Here is a 14611-nt window from a genome sequence, read left to right as displayed (position 1 = left end):
TACCGTAGAGGGAGTGCGGCAACGGGCGGGATGGCCGCGCTATCGCGCGGCGCGGGTGCACCCCTTTCGCGTGCGCTACCGACTCTGTTAGCAGGAGAACATGGCCAAGAACTCTCGGCGTAAGCGCCACCGAATCCTTGCCTGGATAGCGGCGGGCGCGATGGCGTCCGTCGTAGCGCTGGTCATCGTGGCCGTGGTGATCATGCTGCGCGGCGCCGAATCGCCGCCCAGCGCGGTGCCGCCAGGAGTTTTACCACCGGGGCCCACCCCAGCACATCCGCACAAACCCCGACCGGCCTTCCAGGATGCGTCCTGCCCCGACGTGCAGATGATCTCGGTTCCCGGAACCTGGGAGTCATCGCCGCAGCAGAACCCACTGAATCCGGTGCAGTTTCCGAAGGCGTTGCTGCTCAAGGTAACTGGGCCGATCGCCCAGCAATTCGCACCCGCCCGGGTGCAGACCTACACAGTTGCCTACACGGCCCAATTCCACAATCCGCTGACCACGGATAATCAGATGTCGTACAACGACAGCCGGGCAGAGGGCACCCGCGCGATGGTGGCAGCGATGACCGATATGAACAACAGGTGCCCGTTGACCAGCTATGTGCTGATCGGGTTTTCGCAGGGCGCGGTGATCGCGGGCGACGTGGCTAGCGATATCGGCAACGGCCGGGGACCCGTGGACGAGGACCTAGTACTAGGCGTGACGCTGATCGCCGACGGTCGTCGTCAGCAGGGGGTGGGTAATCAGGTCCCGCCTAGCCCGCGCGGCGAAGGCGCCGAGATCACCCTGCACGAAGTCCCAGTGTTGTCCGGGCTTGGTTTGACTATGACCGGCCCGCGGCCGGGCGGTTTTGGTGCGCTCGACGGCCGGACCAACGAGATCTGCGCCCAGGGCGACCTGATCTGTGCGGCCCCGGCACAGGCGTTCAGTCCCGCCAACTTGCCGACTACGCTGAACACCCTGGCCGGCGGCGCCGGCCAGCCGGTCCATGCTATGTATGCGACACCCGAATTCTGGAATTCCGATGGAGAACCGGCGACCGAGTGGACGTTGAACTGGGCGCATCAACTTATCGAAAATGCGCCCCACCCCAAACATAGGTGATATTTCCCCGAGGACGATGGACGCTAGGCGGCGGTCCACCGATGAACCGGGCGACTCGACACCGCCCCGCGTACGTTGATGGCGGCCTCGAACAGCGGTACCTTGTGATTTGGTCTGTCAGGCACCGGCCCTTAACATTAAGAGAAAACTAAGAGCATGTGCAGGACCCAGTCGGGTCAAAGCTGGCTGCAAACTGCGTTCGCCGACGTGAGCGCGGTAGGGGTTGATGTGCGCGGGTAACCCGTTGGCGGAGCCGACACCCGGTGGCCGCCGGCAGAGCCGGCCGAGATGTTTGTGACAGGAGAGAGTGGGATGGCGTACCACAACCCGTTCATCGTGAATGGAAAGATCAGGTTCCCAGCCAACACCAACCTGGTTCGTCACGTCGAAAAGTGGGCGAAGGTTCGTGGCGACAAGCTGGCCTACCGGTTCCTGGACTTTTCCACCGAACGAGACGGTGTCGCGCGCGACATCTTGTGGTCTGACTTCAGCGCGCGCAACCGTGCGGTGGGAGCCCGCCTGCAGCAAGTCACCCAGCCGGGTGACCGCGTCGCCATCCTGTGCCCGCAGAACCTGGACTACCTCATCTCCTTCTTCGGCGCCCTCTACTCCGGCCGCATTGCGGTGCCGTTGTTCGACCCGGCCGAGCCGGGGCACGTCGGTCGGTTACACGCGGTGCTCGACGACTGTGCCCCGTCGACGATCCTGACCACCACCGACTCCGCCGAAGGGGTCCGCAAGTTCATCCGGGCCCGATCGGCCAAGGAGCGCCCGCGCGTCATTGCCGTCGACGCGGTGCCCACCGAAGTCGCCGCCACCTGGCAGCAGCCCGAGGCCAACGAGGAAACCGTCGCGTACTTGCAGTACACGTCGGGTTCCACCCGCATACCGAGCGGCGTGCAGATCACCCATCTGAACCTGCCCACCAATGTGGTGCAGGTGCTCAATGCCCTGGAAGGACAGGAAGGCGACCGCGGGGTCAGCTGGCTCCCGTTCTTCCACGACATGGGTCTGATCACGGTGCTGCTGGCGTCGGTGCTAGGCCACAGCTTCACCTTTATGACGCCCGCGGCGTTCGTGCGGCGGCCCGGTCGCTGGATCCGCGAGCTCGCCCGCAAGCCCGGAGAAACCGGTGGCACCTTCTCTGCGGCGCCGAACTTCGCATTCGAACACGCCGCGGTGCGCGGTGTGCCTCGAGACGACGAGCCGCCGCTGGACCTGAGCAACGTCAAGGGCATCCTCAACGGCAGCGAGCCGGTGTCGCCGGCGTCGATGCGCAAGTTCTTCGAAGCATTTGCGCCGTACGGTTTGAAGCAGACCGCCGTCAAGCCGTCCTATGGGCTAGCGGAGGCCACGCTGTTCGTCTCGACCACGCCGATGGACGAGGTGCCCACCGTGATCCACGTGGACCGCGACGAGCTGAACAACCAGCGGTTCGTTGAGGTGGCCGCCGATGCACCCAACGCCGTCGCCCAGGTCTCTGCGGGCAAGGTCGGGGTCAGCGAATGGGCGGTCATCGTCGACGCCGACACGGCCAGCGAACTGCCGGACGGACAGATCGGTGAGATCTGGCTGCACGGCAACAACTTGGGTACCGGTTATTGGGGCAAAGAAGAAGAGTCCGCCCAGACCTTCAAGAACATCCTCAAATCGCGGATCAGCGAGTCGCGCGCCGAGGGCGCCCCAGACGACGCGCTGTGGGTGCGTACCGGCGACTACGGCACCTACTTCAAGGACCACCTCTACATAGCCGGCCGGATCAAGGACCTCGTCATCATCGACGGCCGCAATCACTACCCACAGGATCTCGAGTGCACGGCGCAGGAGTCGACCAAGGCGTTGCGGGTTGGCTACGCGGCGGCCTTCTCGGTTCCGGCCAACCAGCTTCCTCAGACAGTGTTCGACGACTCGCACGCCGGGCTGAAATTCGACCCCGAGGACACCTCCGAGCAGCTGGTGATCGTCGGCGAACGGGCGGCCGGCACGCATAAGCTCGACCACCAGCCCATCGTCGATGACATCCGGGCGGCCATCGCCGTCGGGCATGGGGTGACCGTGCGTGACGTCCTGCTGGTGTCGGCCGGCACGATTCCGCGAACCTCCAGCGGCAAGATCGGCCGCCGCGCCTGCCGTGCGGCCTACCTCGACGGCAGCCTGCGCAGTGGCGTGGGTTCCCCGACGGTCTTCGCCACTTCGGACTGAGGACCCATGGCTGACGTAGCGGAATCCCAGGAGAACGCCCCCGCCGAAAGGGCCGAGCTAACGGTCCCCGAGATGCGCCAGTGGCTGCGCAACTGGGTGGGTAAGGCCGTCGGAAAGGCACCGGACTCGATCGACGAATCGGTGCCCATGGTGGAGCTGGGTCTGTCGTCGCGCGATGCCGTCGCGATGGCCGCCGACATAGAAGACCTGACCGGGGTCACGCTGTCGGTCGCGGTGGCGTTCGCGCATCCGACCATCGAATCGCTGGCCACCCGGATCATCGAGGGCGAGCCGGAGACCGACCTAGCGGGCGATGACGCCGAAGACTGGTCGCGCACCGGCCCGGCCGAGCGCGTCGACATCGCGATCGTGGGCTTGTCCACCCGCTTCCCGGGCGAGATGAACACCCCCGAGCAGACCTGGCAGGCGCTGCTGGAAGGCCGCGACGGGATCACCGACCTGCCCGACGGGCGCTGGTCGGAATTCCTCGAAGAGCCGCGGCTGGCCGCGCGGGTCGCCGGGGCCCGCACCCGGGGCGGCTACCTGAAGGACATCAAGGGCTTCGATTCGGAGTTCTTCGCGGTGGCCAAGACCGAAGCCGACAACATCGACCCGCAGCAGCGGATGGCGCTGGAGCTGACCTGGGAGGCGCTCGAGCACGCCCGCATCCCGGCGTCGAGCCTGCGCGGCCAGGCCGTCGGTGTGTACATCGGCAGCTCCACCAACGACTACAGCTTCCTGGCGGTGTCGGACCCGACGGTCGCGCACCCGTATGCGATCACCGGCACCAGCAGCTCGATCATCGCCAACCGGGTGTCCTACTTCTACGACTTCCACGGACCGTCGGTCACCATTGACACCGCGTGCTCGAGTTCGCTGGTGGCCATCCACCAGGGGGTGCAGGCGCTGCGCAACGGCGAGGCCGACGTAGTGGTCGCCGGCGGGGTGAACGCGTTGATCACACCGATGGTCACCCTGGGTTTCGACGAGATCGGTGCGGTGCTGGCGCCCGACGGCCGGATCAAGTCGTTCTCAGCCGACGCCGACGGCTACACCCGCTCCGAAGGCGGCGGCATGCTGGTGCTCAAGCGGGTCGACGACGCCCGCCGCGACGGCGACGCGATCCTGGCCGTGATCGCCGGCAGCGCGGTCAACCACGACGGCCGGTCCAACGGCCTGATCGCACCCAACCAGGACGCGCAGGCCGACGTGCTGCGCCGGGCCTACAAGGACGCCGGCATCGATCCGCGCACCGTCGACTACATCGAGGCGCACGGCACCGGCACCATCCTCGGCGACCCAATCGAGGCCGAGGCGCTGGGCCGGGTGGTCGGTAGGGGCCGTCCGGCCGATCGGCCGGCGCTGCTGGGTGCGGTGAAAACCAACGTCGGGCACCTGGAATCGGCGGCCGGCGCGGCCAGCATGGCCAAGGTGGTGCTGGCGCTGCAGCACGACAAACTGCCGCCGTCGATCAACTTCGCCGGCCCCAGCCCCTACATCGACTTCGACGCGATGCGGTTGAAGATGATCACCACGCCCACCGACTGGCCGCGATACGGCGGCTACGCGCTGGCCGGGGTGTCCAGCTTCGGCTTCGGCGGCGCCAACGCGCACGTGGTGGTGCGCGAGGTCCTGCCGCGTGACGTGGTGGAAAAGGAACCGGAACCCGAGCCGGAACCCAAGGCGGCCGCCGAACCCGCCGAGGCGCCCACGTTGGCAGGCCACGCGCTGCGGTTCGACGAGTTCGGCAACATCATCACCGACTCGGCGGTCGCCGAAGAGCCGGAGCCCGAACTGCCCGGAGTCACCGAGGAGGCGCTGCGGCTCAAGGAAGCCGCGTTGGAAGAGCTTGCGGCCCAAGAGGTTACGGCACCATTGGTCCCGTTGGCGGTGTCGGCGTTTCTGACGTCCCGCAAGAAGGCGGCGGCCGCCGAGTTGGCGGACTGGATGCAAAGCCCGGAAGGCCAGGCCTCCTCGCTGGAATCGATCGGCAGGTCGTTGTCGCGGCGCAACCACGGCCGTTCCCGCGCGGTGGTGTTGGCCCACGACCACGACGAGGCCATCAAGGGCCTGCGCGCGGTCGCCGCGGGCAAGCAGGCGCCGAACGTGTTCAGCGTCGACGGGCCGGTGACCACCGGCCCGGTCTGGGTGCTCGCCGGATTCGGCGCCCAGCATCGCAAGATGGGCAAGAGCCTGTACCTGCGCAACGAGGTGTTCGCGGCGTGGATCGAGAAGGTCGACGCCCTGGTCCAAGACGAGCTGGGCTACTCGGTGCTGGAGCTGATCCTGGACGACGCGCAGGACTACGGCATCGAGACCACCCAGGTCACCATCTTCGCGATCCAGATCGCGCTGGGTGAGCTGCTGCGCCATCACGGCGCCAAACCGGCCGCGGTCATCGGCCAGTCGCTGGGTGAGGCCGCGTCGGCCTACTTCGCCGGCGGGCTGTCGCTGCGGGATGCCACCCGGGCGATCTGCTCGCGCTCGCACCTGATGGGCGAGGGTGAGGCGATGCTGTTCGGCGAGTACATCCGGTTGATGGCGCTGGTGGAATACTCCGCCGACGAAATCAGAGAAGTGTTCTCCGACTTCCCCGATCTGGAGGTGTGTGTCTACGCCGCGCCCACCCAGACGGTCATCGGCGGCCCCCCCGAGCAGGTGGACGCGATCCTTGCCCGCGCCGAGGCCGAGGGCAAGTTCGCCCGCAAATTCGCGACCAAGGGCGCCAGCCACACCTCGCAGATGGACCCGCTGCTGGGCGAGCTCACCGCGGAGCTGCAAGGCATCAAGCCGACGAGCCCGACGTGTGGGATCTTCTCGACGGTGCACGAGGGCCGCTACATCAAACCCGGCGGCGAACCCATCCACGACGTCGAATACTGGAAGAAGGGGCTGCGGCATTCCGTCTACTTCACCCACGGCATCCGCAACGCCGTCGACAGCGGGCACACCACCTTCCTGGAGCTGGCACCCAATCCGGTGGCGCTGATGCAGGTCGCCCTGACCACCGCCGATGCCGGGCTGCATGACGCCCAGTTGATCCCGACGCTGGCCCGCAAGCAAGACGAGGTCTCCTCGATGGTCTCGACCATGGCGCAGCTGTATGTGTACGGCCACGACCTGGACATACGCACGCTGTTTAGCCGCGCCAGTGGGCCGCAGGATTACGCGAACATTCCGCCGACCCGGTTCAAGCGCAAGGAGCACTGGCTGCCCGCGCACTTCTCCGGCGACGGCTCGACGTACATGCCGGGCACCCATGTCGCCCTGCCGGATGGGCGGCACGTCTGGGAGTACGCGCCGCGGGACGGCAATGTGGACTTGGCCGCGTTGGTCAGGGCCGCCGCCGCCCACGTGCTTCCGGACGCGCAACTGACCGCCGCCGAGCAGCGCGCGGTGCCCGGCGACGGCGCCCGGCTGGTGACGACGATGACCCGTCACCCCGGCGGCGCCTCGGTGCAGGTGCACGCCCGCATCGACGAGTCCTTCACGCTGGTCTACGACGCCCTGGTGTCCCGAGCGGGGTCCGAATCGGTGTTGCCCACCGCGGTGGGTGCGGCGACGGCGATCGCGGTTGCGGACGGGGCGCCTGTCGCGCCGGAAACGCCCGCCGAAGACGCGGACGCCGAGACGCTTTCGGACAGCCTGACCACCCGTTACATGCCGTCCGGCATGACCCGATGGTCGCCTGATTCCGGTGAGACCATCGCCGAGCGGCTGGGCCTGATTGTCGGGTCTGCGATGGGCTATGAGCCCGAGGACCTGCCGTGGGAGGTGCCGCTGATCGAGCTTGGCCTGGACTCGCTGATGGCGGTGCGCATCAAAAACCGCGTCGAGTACGACTTCGACCTGCCACCGATCCAGCTGACCGCGGTGCGCGACGCCAACCTCTACAACGTGGAGAAGCTGATCGAATACGCGGTCGAGCACCGTGACGAGGTGCAGCAGCTGCACGAGCACCAGAAAACCCAGACCGCTGAGGAGATCGCGCGGGCCCAGGCCGAATTGCTGCATGGCAAGGTGGGCAAGACCGAGCCGGTCGACTCGGAAGCCGGGGTTGCGCTCCCGTCGCCGCAAAACGGCGAGCAGCCAAACCCGACAGGGCCCGCGCTCAACGTCGACGTGCCGCCGCGGGACGCTGCCGAGCGGGTCACCTTCGCCACCTGGGCGATCGTCACCGGCAAGTCCCCGGGCGGCATCTTCAACGAGCTGCCCAGGCTGGACGACGAGGCCGCGGCCAAGATTGCGCAGCGGCTTTCCGAGCGCGCCGAAGGCCCGATCACCGCCGAGGACGTGCTGACGTCGTCGAACATCGAGGCGCTGGCCGACAAGGTGCGCACGTATTTGGAGGCCGGGCAGATCGATGGGTTCGTCCGCACCCTGCGGGCGCGGCCCGAAGCAGGCGGGAAGGTGCCGGTGTTCGTGTTTCATCCGGCCGGCGGCTCGACGGTGGTGTACGAGCCGCTGCTGGGCCGGCTGCCGGCGGACACCCCAATGTATGGCTTCGAACGGGTCGAGGGGTCGATCGAAGAGCGTGCACAGCAGTACGTGCCGAAGCTGATCGAGATGCAGGGCGACGGGCCCTATGTCCTGGTGGGTTGGTCGCTGGGCGGTGTGCTGGCCTACGCGTGCGCGATCGGTTTGCGGCGGCTGGGCAAGGACGTGCGGTTCGTCGGGCTGATCGACGCGGTGCGCGCCGGTGAGGAGATCCCGCAGACCAAGGAGGAGATCCGCAAGCGCTGGGACCGCTACGCCGCCTTCGCCGAGAAGACGTTCAACGTGACCATCCCGGCGATCCCGTACGAGCAGCTCGAGGAGCTCGACGACGAGGGCCAGGTCCGGTTCGTGCTGGACGCCGTCAGCCAGTCCGGTGTGCAGATCCCGGCCGGGATCATCGAACACCAACGCACGTCGTATCTGGACAACCGGGCGATCGACACCGCCCAGATCCAGCCGTACGACGGGCATGTCACCCTCTACATGGCCGATCGCTACCATGACGACGCGATCATGTTCGAGCCCCGCTACGCCGTGCGCCAGCCGGACGGCGGGTGGGGCGAGTACGTTTCCGACCTCGAGGTGGTGCCGATCGGTGGCGAGCACATTCAGGCCATCGACGAGCCGATCATCGCCAAGGTGGGCGAACACATGAGCCGCGCGTTGGGGCAGATCGAGGCCGATCGAACAAGTGAGGTAGGCAAGCAGTGACCGTCACCGAGCCGGTTCTGCATACCACCGCCGAGAAGCTGGCGGAGCTGCGCGAACGCCTGGAGTTGGCCAAGGAACCCGGCGGTGAGAAGGCCGCCGCCAAGCGCGACAAGAAGGGCATCCCGAGTGCCCGCGCCCGCATCTACGAGCTGGTCGATCCGGGTAGCTTCATGGAGATCGGAGCGCTGTGCCGCACCCCCGGTGACCCCAACGCGCTCTACGGGGACGGCGTGGTCACCGGACATGGCCTCATCAACGGCCGGCCGGTCGGCGTGTTCTCGCACGACCAAACCGTGTTCGGCGGCACCGTCGGGGAGATGTTTGGCCGCAAGGTGGCCCGGCTGATGGAGTGGTGCGCGATGGTCGGCTGCCCGATCGTCGGCATCAACGACTCCGGCGGCGCCCGCATCCAAGACGCCGTCACCTCGCTGGCCTGGTACGCCGAGCTGGGGCGCCGCCACGAACTGCTCAGTGGGCTGGTGCCGCAGATCTCCATCATTTTGGGCAAATGCGCTGGGGGAGCGGTGTATTCGCCGATCCAGACCGATCTGGTGGTGGCGGTGCGCGACCAGGGTTACATGTTCGTCACCGGCCCCGACGTCATCAAGGACGTCACCGGTGAGGACGTCAGCCTCGACGAGCTGGGGGGCGCCGACCACCAGGCGAGCTACGGCAACATCCATCAGGTGGTGGAGTCCGAGGCCGCCGCATACCAGTACGTGCGGGACTTTCTGTCGTTTCTGCCGTCCAACTGCTTCGACAAACCGCCGGTCGTCAACCCCGGGCTGGAACCCGAAATCACCGGCCACGATCTGGAACTCGACTCGATCGTGCCGGACTCGGACAACATGGCCTACGACATGCACGAGGTCCTGCTGCGGATCTTCGACGACGGCGACTTCCTCGACGTCGCTGCCCAGGCCGGGCAGGCGATCATCACCGGCTACGCGCGGGTGGACGGGCGGACCGTTGGTGTGGTGGCCAACCAGCCCATGCACATGTCGGGGGCGATCGACAACGAGGCGTCCGACAAGGCCGCACGGTTCATCCGGTTTAGCGACGCGTTCGACATCCCGCTGGTGTTCGTCGTGGACACACCGGGGTTTTTGCCCGGGGTGGAACAGGAAAAGAACGGGATCATCAAGCGCGGTGGGAGGTTCTTGTACGCGGTGGTCGAGGCTGATGTGCCGAAGGTGACGATCACCATCCGCAAGTCCTACGGCGGTGCCTACGCGGTGATGGGGTCCAAGCAGCTGACCGCCGACCTGAACTTCGCCTGGCCCACCGCGCGCATCGCGGTGATCGGCGCCGACGGGGCCGCGCAGTTGCTGATGAAGCGTTTCCCGGACCCGAATGCGCCGGAGGCGCAAGCGATCCGGAAGAGCTTCGTCGAGAATTACAACCTCAACATGGCGATCCCGTGGATCGCCGCCGAGCGCGGGTTCATCGATGCCGTCATCGACCCGCATGAGACCCGGCTGCTGTTGCGCAAGTCGATGCACCTGCTGCGGGACAAGCAGCTGTGGTGGCGGGTGGGCCGCAAGCACGGCCTGATCCCGGTCTAGCTGGGTAGCGCGAGCAGACGTAAAAGCCCCCAAATTCGGTACGAATTGGGCTCTACTGACTGATCTGTGGGTGGTTGTGTCGGCCTGGCAGGGTGGGGCGGTGGCCGGCGAGGGTGAGCATGGCTAGGGCGATGAGGGCTTGTGGTGAGCGGAATCCGAACGCGATCCGGGTCAGTAGGCGGATCTTGGTGTTGGTGGATTCGATCAGGCCTTGGGATAGGCCGTGGTCGAGGGCGGCGTCGATGGCCACCCGGTGGCGTTTGATGCGGGCGGCAAGCTCGACGAATACCGGGATGCGACAGCGCTGGGCCCAGGAGATCCACCGGTCCAGGGCCTGTTTACCTTCCTCGCCCTTGACCGAAAACACATGCCGCAGGCTCTCTTTGAGCAGGTAGGCGCGATACAGACGGGGATCGGTCTTGGCGATCCAGGCCAGTTTGGCGCTTTGGCGTTCGGTGAGGTCCTCGGGGTTCTTCCACAGCGCGTAGCGGGCGCCCTTGAGCCGCCGTGCCCGCTCGCGGCCCGGACGTGGTGCGGCGTTCTTACCGGGCCGGCCCCGGCCCCACTTGGGTTCGGTGCGCGCGATCGCCCGTGCGTCGTTCCAGGCTCGGCGCCGCTCGACGTCGAGCGCCTCGGTGGCCCAGGCCACCACATGAAACGGATCGGCGCATTGAATCGCATCCGGGCAGCGCTCGGTGACCACGTCAGCGATCCAGTCCGCGGCATCGGCCGAAACGTGAGTAATCTGGGCGGCCCGCTCAGCGCCCAGGGCATCGAAGAACAAGCCCAGGGTGGCCTTGTCGTGGCCCGGGGCGGCCCACACCAACCGGCCGCTGTCGTGATCGACGACCACCGTCAGGTACCGGTGGTGGCGCTTGTAGGAGATCTCATCGATACCGATGCGGCGCAAGTTCGCGAACCGGTCAATGCGCTTTTCGGTGTCGGCCCAGACCCGGGCCACGATCGCCCCGACGGTGCGCCAGGCGATCCGCATCAACTCGCACACCGCGGTCTTCGAACACGCCACCGCCAGCCAGGCCACCGTGTCATCGAAAGCATACGTGTGCCCGGCATGATGACGCGCCCACGGCACCGCCACCACCGTCGGCCCATGGGTGGGGCAGTTCACCCGCGGCGCCTCGGCCTCCAAGAACACCTCGACGGTGCCCCAATCCAGACTGCGCCATTGGCGCAGGCCCGCACCGCGGTCATACCAGGACGCCTTGCGACCGCAGCGACCACAGCGGCGCAACACTGCACTTCGTGGCCGCACCCGGGCGATCACCCGCGCACCGTCTCCGGCGTCATCCTCCTCGAATTCGATGTCCTCAATCACGGTGCGCTTGTCGACACCCAGCAGCGCACGAAATAGCCTCACATTGCGCACGTCGTTGTCGGCTCCTTGTGTTTCTGATCCTTGACAAGCCAGAAACCTTAAGCCACAACGACGTGCGCCTACTCAGGACACAAACTCACCCACGGAAGTGTCAGAAGAGCCACGAATTGGGGGCTTTTACGTCTGCTCGGCAGTGAACGCGCCCGCCACGAGTTCGTCGAAACGCTGCAGCGCCTCATCGCAATCTGCGTCGATACCGCGCAGCGGGCCTTGGTCGGCGAGATACCGGCGCGCGTACAGGCGGGCGACGAGTGCCTTGCGGTCGGTGCCGCGGGTTGCCCGTTCCCAGGCGGCCTGCTCGGTGAGCAACGCGCCGGCGTAGACGTCGCCCATGAATTGGGCCAGCGGGAACAGCCGCGCCTCGGCCAGCTGCCTGTCGAGTTTGGTCCAAGCGGTGATCGCCGCGTCGAGGTCCTCAATGCGGCGCGAGACCAGCCGCGTGGTGTCGTCATCGTCGGACACCGACACCGCATCGCGCAGCCGCGCCAACAGTGTCTCGTGAGCGCGCGTCTGCTCGATCCCGCGCCGCACATCCAGACACAGGATGTTGTCGGGGCCCTCCCAGATCGTGTTGACTTGCGCGTCACGCAGCAACCGGGCCACCGGCCAGGTCTCGATGTAGCCATTGCCGCCGTGGATCTCGATCGCATCCGATGCCACGGTGATCCCGAGCCGGCAAGTCTTAAGCTTGGTGACCGGCACCGCGATACGTTGCGGCAGGCATCTGGGCTGGCGGTGGTTCGCCGCTCCGAAGCCGTCGAACACCATCGCCAGCGCGGCTTCCACATCAACGACCATTTCGGCCAGCTTGCGGCGCATCAGCGGCTTGTCGATGAGCGCCCCACCGAATGCCCGCCGCTGCCCGGCGTAGCACAGCGATTCGACCAGCGCGCGGCGCGCGTTGCCGAGGGCGAACGAGGCGGTGCCCAACCGCAATCTGTTGGTCAGCTCCATCATGCGGGTGAGTCCCTTGCCGTCGGACGGGCCCGCGTCAGCGCTCGGTTCGCCGGACAACAGAAAGGCTTCGGCGTCGACGAACTCGATTTCACCGGAGGCGACAGAGCGGGTGCCGAGCTTGTCCTTCAGCCGACGGATACGCACGCCGTTGCGGGAACCGTCACGGCGCGTCCGTAGCACGAGGAAGGTGGCCACACCTCGAGTCGAGTCAGGCGCCCCCTCGGGCTTGGCCAACACCACGAACGCCTCCCCGGCGCAGTTGGACGCAAACCACTTGAAGCCGTTCAGCAGCCACACGTCGCCGCTGCGGGTGGCCGTCGTCTCCAGAGCTCCCAGATCGGAGCCGCCCGCACGCTCCGTCAGCAGCTGCGCGGCCTCGCCGTCCCACTCGCCGGAATTGAGTTTGCCTAGGACGAATTCGCGCACATCGGGTGGCGCGTAGGCAGTCACCAGCGACCGGACCATGTTGCCGCCAGTGGCGAGCGCGCAAGCCATACCGATATCGGCCTGGTTGAGCAGATAGTCGGCGGCGAAGAGTGCCAGCGACGGCTTGACGCCGGCCCGTGCCGCGTCGTCGCGCACGGCTTGTCGCGCCTCGATGACGGCGCGCTTGGATTGGATGAACGATTCCGGCAGCACTACCCGGCTGATGTCATGCCCCCACCGGTCGTAGCGTTCGAGCCGCGGGGGGTTGCGGTCGGTTTCCTCGGCCCAACGCGTCACTGGCCCCCCCGTCAGCTCACCAATGCGGGTCAGATGGGGTTCTGCGAACGCCAATTCATCGGGTCGTAGGTAATAGGCCATGATGAACTGCAGGGTCGGATCCGTGAGGTACCAGTTGAGGCCCATGGCCCCGCGATAGTTTTCCGTTTGGTAGCGCTGCGCCTTTTCAGGGGTCGAGAAGGGCAGCTTGTCCACGGCCTCTAGGTCGTACTCGGGCATGCCGCGACCCTATTGCATAGGTTTTATATATGTCTAGCTCTAGGCAGCGATCGTCGAACGGGGCGCTACCGCTAACGGATCAGAGGGCGAAGACCTGGCCGTCCCGCGCGATGGTGGTCATGCCCGAGTAATTCTTCTTGATCTTGTCGAGCCACTGCGAGTCGGGTAGGTCGTCAGGGGCGTAGTGGCTCAGGATCAATTGTTTGGGCTTGGCCGCTGCGGCCACCTCCCCCACCTGCTCTGCGGAGGTGTGTGAGTTCACCAGATAGTTCGGGGGGAAAGCGTTGCCAAAGTAAGCCGTATCGAGGCTGAACACCGCCTCGTGGACCAGAATGTCAGTGCCTTGAGCGAGGGTAATCAGGTTGTCGGACTTAGTGGTGTCACCCGAGAAGGTAACGGACACACCCGATTTCTTCAGATCGAAGCGGAATCCGAACGCTGGGTAGACGTCGTAGTGGGAGACCAGCGTTGCGGTGACGGAAACGTTGTCGTCCGATGCGACCGAGAACGGGCTCATCTTTGGCGCTCTGTTGCGGTAGTCCGATCCTGGTGGTAGCCCGATCTCCGTGACTTTAACCAGGTCCGCAACGTTGTCAATGCCGTAGTCGCGGATGAAGATGTTGCTGGTGTAAGCGAACGCTCGATGCAGCGCTTCGGTGGCCGCGGCAAGGCCCGGTGTCGGGTTGGCGGGGTTGACGGTGGCTGGATTCGGGTTGCCGACTTCACTTGGCGGCAAACCCCCAGCTGGGCCCGGACCATAGACCAGGACCGGCGCTCGACCGGGTGGGGCAAGGAAGCCACCGGAGAGAAAGAAGTTGTAGTAGTCGACGATGTGGTCGGTGTGCAAGTGGGTGATAAACATGGCTTTGAGATCGTCGAATTGCAGGCCCGCGTTGGTGAATGCGTTCAGCGAGCCCAGGCCGCAATCGATCACGTACAGATCGCGGCCAATTTTCAGCACCGACGAGATTCCTACTCTGCTGGGCGTAGGCGGCGGGCCGGCGGCCACCCCGAGCGTGATCAGCGCATTGTCGGGCAACCGGGGTGATGATGGCTGAGGAGACTTTTGTGGACTGCACGCCGACGCGCCCAACACCCCTGCGCCGACGACGGCTAACCCTGCCGCAGTCAGGGCGGACCGCCTCGTTGCGGCTGCGCGCCGTTCGTGTGTGCCAACATGGCCGGCCTGGTGCATACCGAGCAGCATAGGAGGCCTAACTGATGGGGCCG

At 66.3% G+C, this 14611-nt stretch carries 7 protein-coding genes and 1 other annotated feature; of the genes, 4 read left to right on the top strand and 3 right to left on the bottom strand.

Features of this window, described 5'->3' with window-relative positions:
• Positions 1–100: 100 nt before the first annotated feature.
• The 4 genes from Rv3802c (at position 101) to accD4 (ending at position 10086) form a co-directional block, all read left to right on the top strand.
• Positions 101–1111 carry a membrane protein gene (locus Rv3802c; RefSeq protein ID NP_218319.1) on the top strand — a complete coding sequence of 337 codons (1011 nt, stop codon included), beginning with the start codon at positions 101–103 and terminating at the stop codon, positions 1109–1111.
• A 288-nt stretch (positions 1112–1399) separates the two neighbouring features.
• Positions 1400–3313 carry a long-chain-fatty-acid--AMP ligase FadD32 gene (fadD32, locus tag Rv3801c; RefSeq protein ID NP_218318.1) on the top strand — a complete coding sequence of 638 codons (1914 nt, stop codon included), beginning with the start codon at positions 1400–1402 and terminating at the stop codon, positions 3311–3313.
• 6 nt (positions 3314–3319) lie between these two features.
• Positions 3320–8521, top strand: coding sequence for a polyketide synthase (pks13, locus tag Rv3800c; RefSeq protein ID NP_218317.1), 5202 nt, complete (start codon positions 3320–3322; stop codon positions 8519–8521).
• Entirely contained in the window at positions 8518–10086 is a 1569-nt protein-coding gene (gene accD4, locus Rv3799c; protein NP_218316.2) for a propionyl-CoA carboxylase subunit beta AccD, read from the top strand. The genes pks13 and accD4 overlap by 4 nt, the downstream gene beginning before the upstream one ends.
• 52 nt (positions 10087–10138) lie before the next feature.
• Here the strand turns inward: accD4 and Rv3798 are convergent, their stop codons facing one another.
• The 3 genes from Rv3798 to Rv3796 form a co-directional block, all read right to left on the bottom strand.
• Positions 10139–11473: an insertion sequence element IS1557 transposase gene (locus Rv3798; RefSeq protein NP_218315.1), complete on the bottom strand. Its 1335-nt coding sequence runs from the start codon at positions 11471–11473 to the stop codon at positions 10139–10141.
• Positions 10142–11473 (bottom strand) — a mobile genetic element (IS1557-3, len: 1332 nt. Insertion sequence IS1557.). It overlaps the preceding gene by 1332 nt.
• Positions 11474–11599: 126 nt before the next feature.
• The gene (gene fadE35, locus Rv3797) at positions 11600–13381 is read right to left on the bottom strand and encodes an acyl-CoA dehydrogenase FadE35 (RefSeq protein NP_218314.1); all 1782 of its coding nucleotides are present in this window, start codon (positions 13379–13381) and stop codon (positions 11600–11602) included.
• A gap of 79 nt (positions 13382–13460) precedes the next feature.
• Entirely contained in the window at positions 13461–14588 is a 1128-nt protein-coding gene (locus Rv3796; RefSeq protein YP_178016.1) for a hypothetical protein, read from the bottom strand.
• Positions 14589–14611 lie beyond the last annotated feature (23 nt).

This window comes from Mycobacterium tuberculosis H37Rv, assembly GCF_000195955.2.
In the GTDB taxonomy this organism is placed as follows: domain Bacteria; phylum Actinomycetota; class Actinomycetes; order Mycobacteriales; family Mycobacteriaceae; genus Mycobacterium; species Mycobacterium tuberculosis.
The sequence above is the reverse complement of the archived record's forward strand: the minus strand, read 5'-3'. Positions and strand labels throughout refer to the sequence as shown.